The organism is Desulfoluna sp. HI9BLuna, assembly GCF_056829775.1.
The window spans coordinates 5649914-5665709 of sequence record NZ_CP186555.1 but is presented as its reverse complement, the minus strand read 5'-3'; the positions used below and the strand labels follow the sequence as shown (position 1 = coordinate 5665709).

General features: G+C 58.3%; 9 protein-coding genes. 4 read left to right on the top strand and 5 right to left on the bottom strand.

Annotated elements, in window-relative coordinates:
- Window positions 1-21: 21 nt before the first annotated feature.
- A complete protein-coding gene (gene lpxB / locus ACOYW0_RS23075; protein ID WP_482416090.1) occupies window positions 22-1119 on the top strand; it encodes a lipid-A-disaccharide synthase in 1098 nt (365 codons plus the stop codon).
- A 403-nt stretch (window positions 1120-1522) separates the two neighbouring features.
- On the opposite strand, the gene panB is transcribed toward lpxB, so the two are convergent.
- The 5 genes from panB to ACOYW0_RS23050 form a co-directional block, all read right to left on the bottom strand.
- Window positions 1523-2314, bottom strand: coding sequence for a 3-methyl-2-oxobutanoate hydroxymethyltransferase (gene panB / locus ACOYW0_RS23070; protein ID WP_482416089.1), 792 nt, complete (start codon window positions 2312-2314; stop codon window positions 1523-1525).
- A gap of 22 nt (window positions 2315-2336) precedes the next feature.
- Window positions 2337-3752 carry an FAD-dependent thymidylate synthase gene (gene thyX / locus ACOYW0_RS23065; RefSeq protein WP_482416088.1) on the bottom strand — a complete coding sequence of 472 codons (1416 nt, stop codon included), beginning with the start codon at window positions 3750-3752 and terminating at the stop codon, window positions 2337-2339.
- A 211-nt stretch (window positions 3753-3963) separates the two neighbouring features.
- On the bottom strand, window positions 3964-4728 hold the full coding sequence (locus ACOYW0_RS23060; protein WP_482416087.1) for an ATP-binding protein: 765 nt from the start codon (window positions 4726-4728) through the stop codon (window positions 3964-3966).
- 111 nt (window positions 4729-4839) lie between these two features.
- The gene (locus ACOYW0_RS23055) at window positions 4840-6795 is read right to left on the bottom strand and encodes an ASKHA domain-containing protein (RefSeq protein WP_482416086.1); all 1956 of its coding nucleotides are present in this window, start codon (window positions 6793-6795) and stop codon (window positions 4840-4842) included.
- 215 nt (window positions 6796-7010) lie between these two features.
- Window positions 7011-8786 carry a formate--tetrahydrofolate ligase gene (locus ACOYW0_RS23050; RefSeq protein ID WP_482416085.1) on the bottom strand — a complete coding sequence of 592 codons (1776 nt, stop codon included), beginning with the start codon at window positions 8784-8786 and terminating at the stop codon, window positions 7011-7013.
- 963 nt (window positions 8787-9749) lie between these two features.
- On the opposite strand from ACOYW0_RS23050, the gene ACOYW0_RS23045 reads away from it, so the two are divergent.
- The 3 genes from ACOYW0_RS23045 (at window position 9750) to acsB (ending at window position 15726) form a co-directional block, all read left to right on the top strand.
- Entirely contained in the window at window positions 9750-11321 is a 1572-nt protein-coding gene (locus ACOYW0_RS23045; protein WP_482416084.1) for an acetyl-CoA decarbonylase/synthase complex subunit delta, read from the top strand.
- Between the two features lie 91 nt (window positions 11322-11412).
- Window positions 11413-13431 (top strand): anaerobic carbon-monoxide dehydrogenase catalytic subunit, encoded by a 2019-nt coding sequence (cooS, locus tag ACOYW0_RS23040; protein WP_482416083.1) that lies wholly within the window; start codon window positions 11413-11415, stop codon window positions 13429-13431.
- A gap of 81 nt (window positions 13432-13512) precedes the next feature.
- Window positions 13513-15726, top strand: coding sequence for an acetyl-CoA decarbonylase/synthase complex subunit alpha/beta (gene acsB / locus ACOYW0_RS23035; protein WP_482416082.1), 2214 nt, complete (start codon window positions 13513-13515; stop codon window positions 15724-15726).
- The last annotated feature ends 70 nt before the right edge of the window (window positions 15727-15796 follow it).

Genomic DNA, 15796 nt, shown 5'->3' with positions numbered 1-15796 from the left:
CACGAACACAAAGGCAAGGTTGTGAAACTTTTTATCGTTGCAGGTGAACCCTCAGGTGACATGCATGCCACCGAACTGGTTCACGCCCTGAAAAACGCGTCACCCGACATCGATGTCTATTCGGCAGGCGGCCCCGGACTTGCCGCCTGCTCCACCCAGGTGGCGGACCTGGCCAGCCACGCCGTCACCGGATTTTTTGAGGTGATCAGTTACCTTCCTACCCTCATCCAGATCTTTAACCGCATCGCCGAAAAAATTGAAGAGATCGATCCCGATGTGGTCATCTTCACCGACTACCCGGACTTTAACTTCCGCATGGCCAAACGTGTGGCCAAACCGGGCCGAAAGCTCGTCTACTTCATCAGCCCCCAGCTCTGGGCCTGGCGCAAGGGCCGCCTGAAGCTGGTGAAACAATACATCGACAAGATGCTGGTGCTCTTTCCCTTTGAGGAGACCTTTTACAGGGACAACGGCGTGGAGGCCGCCTTTGTGGGCAACCCCCTGGTCAACACAATCACGGCCATGAAAAAAGACACAACAGGGGAAACAGGGCCCCGACGCATCCTGCTCCTTCCCGGATCCCGCCGCAAGGAGGTCAAATCCAACCTGGCCACCATGTGCGAAGCCAAAAAAAGCATTGACGCCCGCATGGACGCACGCTTCTCCGTCCTCAAGCACCCCAGCCTCGATGCGGCCCTCTTCGACAGCGCCCATGAAGCCGGTATCCGGGTGTACGAGGGCAACCCCCACGACGAATTCCAGAACGTGGACCTGGCCATCGCCTGCTCCGGTACCGTCACCTTTGAACTGGCCCTCTCCGGGGTCCCCACCGTGGTGCTCTACCGCATGAATCCCATCACCTACCATGTGGCCAAACGCCTGGTGAAAGTGGACGCCATCTCCATCCCCAACCTCATCCTCGGGCACCATGTCTTCCCCGAGCTGATCCAGGACGCAGCAACCCCTGAAGGCATCGCCGACGAGGTGGTGGCTATCCTGGGCGATTCGGACCGCCTGGGGCGCATCCGAAGTGAACTGGGCCGGTTCCGCACCCTGGTCAAAGCCTTTGACGCGGACTACGCCGCCCGGGAAATATTCTCCCTGACGGAAAGGCCCTGATTCGGGGTTCAAAAAAGCCTCAGGCGGCCCTGCCGGGGGCCAAACGTTTGAAAAGTGTGACAAACAGCCGGTCGATAGGTATCGACGAGCCCATTGTTTGGCTGTCGGAAACAAATAATCACACAATGGTTCGCCAGAATACCGCTGGGATTTGACCCGAGGAACGAGGGGCAAAGCCCGGCGGTAATTTGCTTTCAAGGTGGCACACCTTGCCGCCGGAGGCTATTTTTTGTGCTTTTATTTTTTTTCTTGCAGCACGTTACGAATAACGAACAGGGGCAACCCGAATCGTTACAAAGCAACAAAAAAAGCCTGTGCAATTGCACAGGCTTTTTTTATTGATCCTCTGGGATCATGCCATCATAACCCGATGGGCCACCATAGAAGGCGGCAATACGCGCTACTATTTACTGTAGCAGTGCTCGGGTGCGGGGAACTCACCGCTTTTCACCTCATCGATGAACCCTTTGATACCCTTTCTGGCCTCATCCCCTAAGTTCGCGTACTTCTTCACAAACTTAGGGATATGGCCGGAATTGATGCCCAGGGTATCGTGCATGACGATGATCTGGCCGTCGCAGTCGGGGCCTGCGCCGATACCGATGGTGGGGATGGAGAGCTTTTCGGTGATGGCCCTGGCGATGTGGTTGGGAATGCCTTCCAGAACCACGGAGAAGGCTCCGGCTTCCTGAACGGCCAGGGCGTCTGCCATGAGTCGGTCTTCGTCACGCTGTACCTTGAATCCGCCCATCTGGTGAACGGACTGAGGGGTGAGGCCGATGTGGGCCTGAACCGGGATGCCTGCCGAGGAAATAGCCTTTATCACCTCACACACCGAGGCGCCGCCTTCGAGCTTCACGGCAGAGCAGTCGGTCTCCTTTAAAAAGCGACCGGCGTTTCGCACGGCCTCTTCCACGCTGGCCTGATACGCCATAAAGGGCATATCCCCCACCACCATGGTGCGCTTGCAGGCCCGTGAGACAATGCGAGTGTGGTAAATCATCTCGTCCATGGTCACGTGAAGGGTGCTGTTGCCCCCTTGAATGACCATGCCCAGGGAATCCCCCACGAGAATCATGTCCACCCCGGTCTCATCCATGAGGGTGGCAAAGGGAAAATCATAGGCGGTCATGGCCGTGATCTTCTCCCCTTCCTTCTTCTTGTTGTACAACGTTGTGACGGTAACCTTCTTCATGACAATGACACCTTTCCTTATATTATTCCATATTAGAAAAAAGCTTCTTCATTTCAACTTGTTTACCGCAACTCATCTTGCCTTCCGGGCACACCCCGTCCATGAAGCATCCGGGGCCGACCTTGCCGAAGAGCACCGGAGAGATTCCCCGCACGGCAGAAAGCATGCCCACGGCGTAGTTTCGGATCTCCCACTGGGCCCGGTCGCAGCAGCGCAGCTTGAGAAAATGGTAGAGCTCCCGGCCGTTCATGGTGGTCACCACGTCCATCACGTTGCCGCTCAGGTACAGATAGACAAGGTCCTCTTCCATGACACCCGCATCGCGGAAGGCCTCGTACAGGTCCATGCTCTTTTCGAAGCAGCCCATGTAGATCTCTTTGGCGGCTTCATTTTCGGTGATGGTTTCGGGCATCACACAGGTCCGGCTCTTGCCGAACTCCGTAAAGGAGGGCACCACCAGGGACTGGATACGATGGCGTGCCAGGTGAGTCAGGCAGGAGAGGCTCATGTCGTTCAGGCGAAAAGTGACGTTCACCTGCTCAAGCTCTCGCCTGCGCCGATCCGAGGTCACGATGTCGATGATTCCCGCGGTGAGCTCTTCGTCGTCACGCAGCATGCCCAGGGCATCGGACGAGGAGCACCCGGAATGGGAAACAAGGGCGGAGACGGCCACCATGAGGTCGGGTTCTCCGGAGTGGGTCAACAGCTCCACCAGGGCGCTGTCCCCGTCGGCACGCCGCTGGACGCCCTTGTCGACAACCAGCTCGCGGAGCCTGCTCTCCTTGTCCTCGCGCCCTTTCTCCACCTTGTCAATGTCATCAAACACATCGGGGAGGATCTCTTTGGCCTGGTCCAGGAGGCTTTCACCGATCTGGCGGATCTCGGGGTACGCGGCCCCGCGGCCGTTGAGACAGGAGTGGAGAATATGAAGCAGCTCACGGGCGTTGACCGTGCAGTAAATATGACTCCTCAGACAGTAGGGCAGCACAAACCGGGCATCTTCCTTGGGAATACCTGCTTCCAGAAGCTTGTGGTAGTCCTCGAACAGCTCCCTGGACAAGGTCTCGAAGCGCTCGCCGAAGGACGCATCGGCCAGCCCCCCTTTTTTCAAACGAAACTCAGGGGAGAGTCCCCCCATCTCGGAGTAGTCCACGTAACGACGGGATTTGATCGTGTACGCGGCCAGACGGAACTCAATAAGAAACTGCTCGAAAAAGGCGGAAACGTTTTCAAAGGCGATGTTGAAAACGGCGTGCTCCGTGATGGTCACATGGCCCAGGGCCACGACCCGTTTGATCAACTGGCCGATGTTGCTCTGATCCGTGTTCTCATAAATCTCGGTGGCCGCCCCTTTGGTGGATGAAATACGCGCCGCAGAAGCGCATATACGTTCAGGTTCCGGTGTAAAGGCAAGTATGACTGCTCTTGCTTTTTCCATATGGATGATCTGCTCCTCAATGGTTGATGATAAATGAAGGATGTCTATTTCCCATATAATAAAGAGGGAAGGCAGGGCAAGAGCTAAAAAAGCGGGGCGCTGTCAACGCCCCGCTTTCACAGATCGATATGAATTAGACGTTCCCCGTGAGCTCCCGGTTTACTTCCGAAAAAGCGAAGTTCCCGGCATGGGAGCACACCGGATCTCAACCTCAGGAAAGGTCGGCCAGCACCCTCTCCATGACCCCACCCACGGCCTTTGCCGATGCAGAGTCATCACCAAGCTCCATCATGGACCGTTTCTCCATGTCCAAAACCGCCAGTTCCGGATCATCCGGGACGGTACCCACGATCTGCACTCCGATCTCCTTGACTTCGGCAAGAAACGTTCCGTTGAGGTTTTCCGGAGCCCGGGTCACCACAAGCCCCTTGTGCCTGACATCGAGCTTGAGGTCGTCGAGCATGTCGTGGATTCTCTTGACCGCCCGCAGGCCACGCAATGAGTAATCCGTTATGAGCAGCAGATAGTCTACCCGGCCGCTGGTGCGGCGGCTCAGGTGCTCCATGCCCGCTTCGTTGTCCACCACAAGGTATTTGTAGGTTCTGGCAAGCTCTTCGGTGAACCGGTTCAGGATGTTGTTCACCATGCAGTAGCACCCCTGCCCCTCCTGGCGCCCCATGACGAGGAGATCAAAATCCCTGCGCTCGATGATTACCTGGTTCATGAGGAGCTCCAGGTAGTTGACCTTGTCCATGCCCGAGGGTACCCCTTGCGGGTCCTTCATGAACCCTTCACGGATATCCCCGACGGTCTTTTCCACCTCGATCCCCAGGGTTTCCCCGAGGTTGCTGTTCGGGTCTGCGTCCACGGCCAGTACCGGTGAAACACCGCTTGCCGCAAGGTACCGTACCACCTGGGATGCCGTGGTGGTCTTTCCGGTACCGCCCTTGCCTGCTACTGCAATTACTTTTCCCATGGTCGTCCTCAATCAGGGTCCAAAATTATGACGTGATAAACAATCCTATACCGCCTGCGGTGCGTTCATGATGCGGTCGCCAGCAGCACCCCGCATCATAACACATTCTCCTCACGGCGTATCCACCGCCCCCTGCTTTTCAGAGAGCCTCGCCTTCAGGCGGGGAAACAGGTTCAGGTCGGTATGGGGCAGAAAGAGTGCCGCGATGTAGTGATCCATGTAGGAGGGGGTCTCGGAGAGCTCGAAGTTGGTCATCATGCGCACCACCTGGACCACATCCTGGCGCAGGGTGTTGGTCAGGGCGCTCATCTTCGCCCCCATGAGGGACCCGTTGCCGATGAAGGTCACCTTGGCAGGGTCGATCTCGGGAAGAAACCCGATGGTAAAGGCGCGCTGCAGATCAATGTAGCTGCCGAACCCGCCGGCCAGGATGATCTCCTCAATCTCGGAAATGGAGAGTCCCACCTCGTTGAGCAGGGTCTCGCACCCGCTGTAGACGGCCCCTTTGGCACGGATGAGGTTGTCGATATCCGGCTCGGTCAAGGTGATGTCCCGGCCGATGTCCGTCTGGTCCGCCCAGACCAGGACATATTCGGTGATGCCTTCGTTTTCCCGCAGCCTCGGGTTGGCGTGATCCGTATTGAACTTGCCGCGGCTGTCGATGATGCGGTTTTCAAAGAGAACGGCAACGGTGGTGATGAGACCGGACCCGCAGATCCCCCGGGGCCTGGCGCCCCCCACGGTCCGCAGCATGGGCTCCCAGCTCACCGGGTCGAGGGAGAAGTCCTCAATGGCCCCCGGGGCTGCGCGCATGCCGAACTTGATGCCCCCACCTTCAAAGGCAGGGCCTGCGGAACAGGCGGTGCAGGCCAGCCACTCCTTGTTGCCCACCACGATCTCGGCGTTGGTGCCGATGTCGATGAACAGGGTCAGCTTGTCGCTCCGGTAAAGGCCGCTGCCCATGACGCCTGCCACGATATCCCCCCCCACATAACTGGAGATGAGCGGGTAAATAAGGGCCGTGGTGTGCTCGGCAAGGGTGATGCCCAGGCTTTGGGCCAAAAGCGGGGGATAGACGTTGGCCGCAGGGACGTACGGCGCCCGTCGGATGTTGCGGGGGTCCACGCCCAACAGGAGCTGGGTCATGGTGGTGTTGCCCGCGATGGCCACAGTGGAGACCTCTTCCATGTCCACACCGCTGCGGGACAAAAGACGCCCCACGATCTCGTTGATGGTCTCCACCACCACCTGGCGGAGCCGCTCCAGCCCCCCTTCCTTTTCCGCATAGATAATCCGGGAGATCACGTCCTCCCCGTAGCTCACCTGGCCGTTGACCTTGCCGCACTGCTCCAGCACCGCGGCATCCTTCAGGTTGAAGAGCTGGCCGTAGATGGTGGTGGTGCCGATATCCAGAGCAATGGCATAATTGCAATCGGTGCGGTCGCCGGACTGGATATTGACGATGCGGGACTTGTTGCCGCTTTTCACCGGCCGTTCCAGGGTCACCGTGGCTTTGAACTCACCGTCCCGGAGCACCTTGGGCATCTTTCGGATCACCGAGAGGTCGATGTCCAGCCCCCCTTCACCCCTGACGGTTTTCAGGTACTGAAAAAGACGGGTCACATCGGCGCTGTGATCCGATGCGTCGGGAACGGGAAGCTCCACAAAGATCTTCTCCATGGGAGGAATAAAGAGCCCCTCCTCCTTTAGCGCCTCAAAGTCCATTTTGCGGATATGGGCCGTTGCCCGAGGCGTGGCCTGGGGCAACTCGCCCCCCAGAAGGGCCGAGGATTCCATGGGTACGCGCACGGTCAGGTTGTCCCTGACTTCGGTCATGCAGGCGAGGCGCCAGCCCCCGTCGTAATCTTCCTGGGTCAACTTGTCGGTCTGTTCGCAAGCCGACGCCCCCTCTTCCACCACCACGCGGCATTTGCCGCAGACACCGCCCCCGCCGCAGGAGGCGTTGATGTGCACGCCTGCTTCCATGGCGGCTGCCAGAAGGGACTCTCCGGCCGCGACTTCGATGGAGACTTCATGGGGAATGAACTGCACCGTAAATTTTTCCATACTCTCTCCCGATTGGGTTATCACCAGATCCGTTCCAACGGGTCGGCGCGATACAATTGCGATACGATAGAGGCGGGACATGAAACGGTGACGCGAAAGCTATCTTAACCCACGAACGTTAAGTAATCCAGCCTTTGCTCATTAAAGACAAAAAAAGGCCGGCAAGCCGGCCTTTTTTTTATTATCTGTCGCGTGTCAAACCTGCACCAGGGGTCCTAGAAAATACCCTGGACCTTGCCGGTCTCAACATCCACATCCACCCGACGGAAGGAGGGGTTGGAGCCGGTGCCGGGCATCAGGCTGATGGTACCGGCCACGGGTACGATAAACCCGGCGCCGCCATAAGTCAGCACCTCGCGGATCTGGAGTCGCCAACCCGTGGGCACCCCTTTAAGGGCGGGGTTGTCGGAGAGAGAGAGGTGGGTCTTGACCATGCAGAGCCCCAGTTTGGCAAGTTCGGGGTCGGCCTGGATGCGCGCCAGAGAAGCCGCTGCATCGGCGGAGAAGTCCACGCCGTCGGCACCGTACACCTCGGTGGCGATGAGTTCGATACGCTCCTTGACCGGCATGTCCAGGTCGTAGAGAAATTTGAAATCCGTGGGCTCGTCACACGCAGCGATAACGGCGTCTGCCAGCTCCAGGGCGCCGTCACCGCCCTTCTCCCAGTGCTCGGAGATGGCGAACTTGGCCCCTTCGGCCTCCACCAGCTCACGAACCTTCTCACACTCGGCCTTGGTGTCGGTAACAAAGGCGTTGAGGCAGACCACGGGGCTGATACCGGCTTTGCGGACGTTGCGGATGTGGTGGATCAGGTTGGCACATCCCTTCTCGACCCACTCCACGCTCTCTTCACCGTACTCCTTGGGCATGGCCTTGCCGGGCACGGGAACCGGGGCGCCGCCGTGGCACTTGAGGGCCCGGATGGTGGCCACGACAACGGCTGCGTCGGGAACCAGGCCGCTGTAACGGCACTTCAGGTTCCAGAACTTTTCAAAGCCGATGTCGGCGCCGAAGCCCGACTCGGTGACGTGGAAATCGGCAAGCTTGAGGCCAACCTGGTCGGCGATGATGGAGCTCTGGCCGATGGCGATGTTGGCAAAGGGGCCGGCGTGGACAATAACGGGCTGGCCTTCCAGGGTCTGCATGAGGTTGGGGTTCAGGGCGTCCACCATCCAGGCTGTCATGGCACCGGCCACTTCCAGATCCTCGGTGGTGACGGGCTTGCCCTTCTTGTCGTAGGCCACAACGATCTTGCCCATGCGATCACGCATGTCCTTGAGGCTGGTGGCAACCGACAGGATCGCCATGACCTCGGAGGAGACGGCAATGCCGAACTTGGAGCGCATCATGAAGCCGTCTCGCTTGCCGTTGACCCCGTCCATACCGATGACGATGTTACGCAGGGACTGGCAGCAGTAATCGATGACCCAGCCCATCTCCACGTTGGTGGGGTCCACGTCGAGGCGACGCATCTTGGTGAGGCGGTCAAGCTGCTCGTCGGTGTAGTTGCGCTCATGCTGCATGCGGGAGGTCAGGGCGACCATGGCGAGGTTGTGGGCATTCATGATGGCGTTGATGTCGCCGGTGAATCCCAGGGAAAAAGGAGTCAGGGGAATGCACTGGGCCAGGCCGCCGCCGGCGGCAGAACCCTTGATGTTCATGGTGGGGCCGCCGGAAGGCTGGCGGATGGCTGCGGACACGCGCTTGCCGCGTTTGCCGAGGCCCTGGACAAGGCCCATGGTGGAGGTGGATTTGCCCTCCCCAAGGGGCGTGGGAGTGATGGCGGTAACATCGACGTATTTGCCGTTGGGCTTGTCCTTCAGGCGTTCAAGAACCTTGCGATAGTCAATCTTGCCGATGTAGTGGCCCTGGGGCAGCAGTTCTTCCTTGGTCAGCCCGAACTCTTCCGCAATCTCATAAATGGTTTTCATGGATTTCTCAGAATCCTGAGCAATTTCCCAATCAGCGTGCTTCTTTGGATCTAAAGCCATTCATTACTCCTTTCAAGAATTGGCCCACAGAAAGAGCCGGTAGCATGGTGATGAAAACAAATTCCTGGTCTGTACGTCCCAATAATCAGTGCCTGCACGTGTACCATAAAAAAGCATCCACCAGCAGGAATTATCCGGTTGTTCAGAATTGCTTGGCGCACATGCGCCCGGCCCGAAGTCTTTCCGGGCCACATTGCATCACGCCGCCGTGTTCGGCCCCTGGTGCGAACACAACAACGCTGAGGCAGGTCCCTCATGTTTGTTTTCACTACTTCCTGGCAGCTCTTCTTTGCATTCCCCCGGAAGAAACCACCATCATGTCGTATAACGTCTGCATTGATCGTAAACGTCGTTCCAAACGCCATGACAACAGAACGGATTGCCTTCTATCCTTTGTTTATTATTCGGAACTATCTCTCAATACCCCATACCAGTCAAGCACTTTTTCGGCTTAATTAGTATTTTTAATGTTACTCATCAATGACAGTTGTCATCCATTGACTCCAACAGAGAGAATATCCTTCAGAGCCCCGCACTTATAAGGTTCGCAGCGTCGACTTAACCCCGAACTATCATGGCGGAACACCTTCAATATTTAACTGACGCTCACTGTCAAAAACCGTATATTACTTCTCAAAGATCATCCCGGGAAAAATAATTCGAATCATATGATATTTAATATTGACAGCACCCAAGGCAGTTGTTAGAAATTTCATGGTTTAGCTATCCTAAAATAAAAAAAAGAATCACAATTCAGAATCATATAAATAGAAGAGTAAACGCCGTGCCCAGCACGATCTCTTAACACGCTCTCTTGCGTTACCTTCCAACTCCGCTCTTTAAAAACTTCAGGTTTCTCCTCGAAGCGCCCAAAGGATCGTCACAATCCGACGGGCGTGATCGACACGAATAAACGAATGGACGCCTTCATCCATATAATTAGTCAACGACAAGGAGGTAACATTGGGTTTCGAAATCATTAAAGAGTCCTATGCAGGAAGCATCAAGGAAATTGCCATCGGAGCAGGCGACAACGCCATATCCGTCGGTGGTGCCTCATGCTACCCTTTCTATCAGTTTGAAGGGGACATGCCGCACAAACCCAAAATCGCCATGGAAGTCTGGGACATGGCACCTGAAGACTGGCCCGAAGCCTGCCTGGCGCCGTTTAAAGATGTCGTTAGCGATCCCGCGGCCTGGGCAAAACTCTGCGTGGAGAAATTCGGCGCAGAACTCATCGTACTGCAACTCAAAAGTATCGATCCCAACGACAAAGACGCCAGCCCCGCCGAAGCCGCCGCCACAGTAAAAAAGGTGGCCTCAGCCATCGACGTGCCCCTCATTGTCTGGGGCTGTTCGAACCCGGGCAAGGATGAAGAGGTCCTTAAAGCCGTCTCGGAAGAGTGCCAGGAATTCAAGCTCACCCTGGGCCCGGTTGAAGACGCCAACCACAAAGGCATCGGCGCCTCGGCCATGGGCTACGGCCACGCCCTGATCTCCTCATCCCCCATCGACGTCAACCTGGCCAAACAGGTCAACATCCTTCTGGAAAACCTGGGCATGCCCATGGACAGGGTCATTGTCGACCCCACCACCGGTGGCCTCGGCTACGGCATGGAGTACTCCTACTCCGTCATGGAGCGCCTGCGCATGGCAGCCATGCAGCAGGGCGACGACAAACTCCAGTTCCCCATCATCAACAACCTCGGCAACGAAATCTGGAAGTGCAAGGAAGCCAAGCAGAGCGTTGAAGAGGCCCCCATCCTCGGCGACCCTGAAAAACGCGGCATCCTCATGGAGGCCGTCTGCGCCGTTTCCTACCTTGTCGCCGGCGGCGATATCCTGATTATGCGCCACCCCGAAGCTGCCCGGCTCGTCCGCTCCTTCATCGACCTGATGATCGAAGGAGGCATGGCCACCGACGTGGCAGGCATCACCAAACAGCTTGACGACGTGGATGTGGACTTCGCAAGCCTTGCCCCCGCCCCGGATACCGCCATCGCAGAAGAGAAAAAAGCAGCCCCCCAACCCGCGAAAAAAGAGGCACCCAAAGCCGCTGCAGAAGCTCCGGCAGCCGCTGCCGCTCCCAAGGCGGAAGCCAAGCCTGCCCCGGCCACCCCCGAGCCCGCCAAGGCCGCTGAACCTGCCAAGGTAGAAGAACCGAAGGTAGATCCTGAAGCCCAGGCCAAAGCGGACGCAGAGGCCAAAGCCAAGGCGGAAGCCGAAGCCAAGGCCAAAGCCGAGGCGGACGCAAAGGCCAAGGCAGAAGCCGAAGCCAAAGCAAAGGCAGATGCGGAAGCCAAAGCACAAGCCGAAGCAGAGGCCAAGAAGCAGGCTGAAATCGACGCCAAGGCCAAGCGGGAAGAAGCCGAAGAAGCCATCCGCGCGGAGCGAGCCAAGGCCCGTGCCGAGATGGCCAAGACCCGTGGAACCCAGCCTGAAGCCCTGAGGACACTCACCGCGGCAGCAGAACAAAAGAGCCAGCTGGACAAGCTCATCGATCGCCTCAACATGATCCACCGTCGCGTAGCGTAAGCCTTAAGGTACGTTCATTCACGAAGCCGCATCGAAGCGCGCTTTGAGTGCAAGGCAAAGGATGACCCTACAACAAGAGGAGGAACCTCTGATGGCAGACGAAAAAAAAGCAAAGGCAATGAAGCTGGCAGATCCGCTCAATGCCTCCATTGATCCAGCGACTCAGCAAATGATCAGACGAGCCCAGGAACTCGGCGTCGAGACCGTGTTCGACCGGGCTGAAAACATGAAGCCCTGTAACATCGGTATCCAGGGCATCTGCTGTAAAAACTGTGCCATGGGTCCCTGCCGCCTCCCCCTTCCCAAGGGCGGCATCGAAGGCGAAGACACACGAAAAGGCCTCTGCGGAGCCACGGCCAACACCATTGCGGCGCGTAACTTCGCCCGCATGGTCGCCGGCGGCGCTTCCGCCCACTCCGACCACGGACGCGGCGTTGCTGAAGTATTCCTCTCCGTTGCGAGAAAAGAGACCGAAGACTACCAGATCAAGGATTACCACAAGCTTCTTGCCATCGCTCCCCACTTTGACGTGGACACCACCGTCACCGTGGACGGCGAAGTCAAAGACCGCGACATGGACGAGATCGCCCTGGAAGTGGCTGAAAAGGCCATGAACGAATGGGGCAAGCCCGACAGCGAATGCCTTTACATCAAGCGTGCCCCCGAGGCCACCTACAACCGCTGGAAAGAGCTCGGCGTCCTTCCCCGAAACGTTGACCGCGAGATCGTCGAGATCATGCACCGCACCCACATGGGCGTGGACCAGGACTACAAAAACCTCATCAAGCAGTCCACCCGTGCGGCCCTGGCCGACGGCTGGGTCGGCTCCATGATCGCCACCGACCTCCAGGACGTCATGTTCGGCACCCCCAGCCCCGTGCAGTCCGAAGTGAACCTGGGCATCATGAAGGCGGACCACGTCAACCTGGTCGTTCACGGCCATGAGCCCATTCTCTCGGAAATGATCGTGGCCGCCAGCCAGTCCAAGGAGATGATGGATTACGCAGCGGAAAAAGGTGCCAAGGGCATCCAGCTCGGCGGTATCTGCTGTACGGCCAACGAACTTGCCCAGCGCCACGGCGTACCCATCGTGGGGACCTTCCTGCAGCAGGAGCTTGCCATCATCACCGGCGCCTGCGACGCCATGGTAGTGGACGTTCAGTGTATCTTCCAGAACCTGGCCAACGTGGCCAAGTGCTTCCACACCAAGCTCATCACCACCCACCCCATCGCCCGCATGGAGCAGAACAACGTCATCCACATTGAGTTCGACGAGCACCATGCCATGGAAGACGCCAAACGCATCGTCAAGATGGCCATCGACAACTTCGAAAACCGCAAGGCCGAGGTGATGATTCCCGTACAGAAAGAGACCCAGGTGGTCGGTTTCGGCGTGGAATCCATTGAGTACCATCTTGGCGGCTCCTTCAGGGGCTCTTACTACACCCTGAACGACAACATCATCAACGGCCGCATCCGGGGCATCGCCGGGGTTGTGGGCTGTAACAACGCGCGGACCAAGCACAACAACGACCACATCACCGTCATCAAGGAACTCATCAAAAACGACGTCATCGTCCTCACCACCGGCTGCAGCGCCATCGCAGCGGGCATGGCCGGCCTCCTCAGCCCCGAGTGTGCCGCCGTCCATTGCGGCCCCGGCCTTGCCGAGGTCTGTGAAACCGTGGGGATCCCCCCTGTCCTCCACCTGGGATCCTGCGTGGACAACTCCCGTATCCTCCTGGCCGCCACCGAAGTGGTCAAGGCAGGCGGACTCGGCAAAGAGATCAAGGACCTTCCCGTGGCCGGCAGCGCCCCGGAGTGGATGAGCGAGAAAGCCATCTCCATCGGCCACTACTTCGTAACCTCCGGTGTCTACACGGTCTTCGGCGTTACCCTGCCCGTGGACGGCGCCCCTGCCTTCAAGGACCATCTCTACACCGACCTGGAAGGTCTCTACGGCGGCATGTGGGACTGCGAGCCCGACCCTGTCAAACACGCCCAGAAGATGATCGCCCATATCGACAAAAAGCGCCAGGAGCTGGGTATCGACAAGGCAAGAGAACGTGTCCTCATGGATATGGCCGCCCGTCAGGCCATCGACGGATAGCGGGTCGGCGGCCCGGTCCGGCCGCCATCCACATGCTTGATCATCAACCTTTAAGAATATCCTCAACGAAGGAGGAAGAGCATGTCCAAATTAGTCGCATTCGCCGCCATACAGGGTGGTTATAAAGTGGTCTCCCAGGTGGAAGGTGAGTACAAGAAAGCACTTGAAACATTTGACGCGAGCACCAAGGTAAGCTTCGGCAACACCGCCTATTACCTGCCGGTCATCTACTCCCTTCTGGGCATCAAGGTAGAGACCCTGGAAGATATGAAAAAACCGCTGGATTTTGCCCGCGGCCTTCTCCCTCCCCACGTCAAGGGCAAGAACCACCTGCCCTACCTGGGGCCCCTGCTCGACGCCGGCATGGCGGCCATCTTCGCCTATGAAATCAAGGAAGCCCTGCGTATCCTGAACGAGCCCGAGTTCTACTCCTTTACGGAAGACCCGGACGTGGAAGCAGGCAGCATCTGGCTCGGCCCCGCCGACGACACCATCCTGCGAAAGCGCGGCGTGGAGTTCGTAGACGGCAGCGCCCCGGGCTTTGCCGCCATCGTGGGCGCCGCCCCCAACTCTGAAATCGCCAAGGACATCGTTGAAGACTACCAGAAGAAGAGCCTCTATATCTTCTGCGCGGCCAACCACAACAACACCAGCGTCATCCAGCAGCTTGTGGAGCAGGATGTGCAGGTGGGCTGGAACACCCGTATCGTGCCCTTCGGCCCGGACATCTCGTCTGCCGTCTTTGCCCTCGGTTTTGCCAACCGTGCGGCCATGGCCTTCGGCGGCGTTCAGCCCGGGGATCACCGCAAGATGCTCATGTACAACAAAGAGCGGATCTTCGCCTTTGTCAACGCCCTGGGCGATGTGGGCACCGAGTGGGGCGTGGCGGCCGCCGGCTGCGTCAACTGGGGTTTCCCCACCCTTGCCGACACCGACATCCCCGAGATCCTGCCCACGGGTATCTGTACCTACGAGCACGTGGTGGCCAACGTCCCCCACGAGGAGATCTGCCAGAAGTCCGTGGAAGTGCGCGGTCTCAAGGTCACCGTCTCCGACATCAACATCCCCTGCTCCTTTGGCCCCGCCTACGAAGGCGAGCGTGTCCGTGGTGCCGACCTGCACAGCCAGATGGGCGGCGGCAAGACCCAGTGCACCGAGCTGGTCAAGCGCGCGGAAATGAGCGAAATCGAAGACGGCAAGGTCATCGTGGTGGGCAAGGACATCCCCGACCTCTCCGAAGGGGACACCCTGGACCTGGGCATCTTTATCCAGATCGCCGGCCGTGAGTTCCAGGAAGACTTTGAGCCCATCATGGAGCGCCAGATCCACCACCTGGTCAACTACATCCAGGGCATCATGCACATCGGCCAGCGCGACATCTCCTGGGTCCGCGTCAGCAAGTCCGCCGTGGACAAAGGCTTTACCCTGAAGGACATCGGTGTGGTCCTCCACGCCAAGTTCCATCAGGAGTTCCAGAAGATCGTCGACAAGGTCCAGGTGACCCTTTACACAGGCAAAGAGGACGTGGCCAAGCTCACGGCAACGGCCCGTGCCGAGTACAAGACCCGTGACGAGCGTGTGGACAAAATGACGGACGAGGACGTGGAGATCTTCTACTCCTGCTCCCTCTGCCAGTCCTTTGCCCCCAACCACGTCTGCACGGTGAGCCCCGAGCGTACCGGCCTTTGCGGCGCTTACAACTGGATGGACTGCCGGGCAGCCTTTGAGATCAACCCCACCGGCCCCAACCAGCCCATCGAAAAGGGCGAGTGCCTCGACCCGGTCCTCGGTCAGTGGAAAGGTGTCAACGAGTTTGTTGAAAAAGCTTCCCGCGGTGCCGTCACCCACTACAACTTCTACTCCATGGTCATCGACCCCATGACCACCTGCGGTTGCTGTGAGTGTATCGCCGCCATGCTCCCCAGTTGCAACGGTGTCATGACCGTCAACCGGGAATTTGCCGGAGACACCCCCTCGGGCATGAAGTTCACCACCCTTGCAGGCGTCATGGGCGGCGGGGCTTCCTCCCCGGGCTTTGTGGGCCACTCCAAGTACAACATCACCCAGAGAAAGTTCATCAAGGGCGACGGCGGACTGCTCCGCATGGTCTGGATGCCCAAGATGCTGAAAGAAGAGATTAAGGATCGCCTTGATAAGTACGGTGAAGAAAACGGCTATCCCGATTTCTACAACATGATCGCCGATGAAACGGTGGGCACCACCGAAGAGGAAATTCTGCCCTTCCTCGAGGAAAAAGGTCACCCCGCCATGTCCATGGACCCGCTCATCGGATAATGCCACGGCCTCCGGGCGGCCGCCCTGCCGCCCGGAGGCCATGCTGTCCGACATTGCTATCGAGTGTCAT

Coding starts and splice junctions, on each gene's coding strand:
- panB (WP_482416089.1), bottom strand. CDS start 2,314: ATGAAGAAGGTTACCGTCACAACGTTGTACAACAAGAAGAAGGAAGGG.
- thyX (WP_482416088.1), bottom strand. CDS start 3,752: ATGGAAAAAGCAAGAGCAGTCATACTTGCCTTTACACCGGAACCTGAA.
- ACOYW0_RS23060 (WP_482416087.1), bottom strand. CDS start 4,728: ATGGGAAAAGTAATTGCAGTAGCAGGCAAGGGCGGTACCGGAAAGACC.
- ACOYW0_RS23055 (WP_482416086.1), bottom strand. CDS start 6,795: ATGGAAAAATTTACGGTGCAGTTCATTCCCCATGAAGTCTCCATCGAA.
- ACOYW0_RS23050 (WP_482416085.1), bottom strand. CDS start 8,786: ATGGCTTTAGATCCAAAGAAGCACGCTGATTGGGAAATTGCTCAGGAT.
- cooS (WP_482416083.1), top strand. CDS start 11,413: ATGGCAGACGAAAAAAAAGCAAAGGCAATGAAGCTGGCAGATCCGCTC.
- acsB (WP_482416082.1), top strand. CDS start 13,513: ATGTCCAAATTAGTCGCATTCGCCGCCATACAGGGTGGTTATAAAGTG.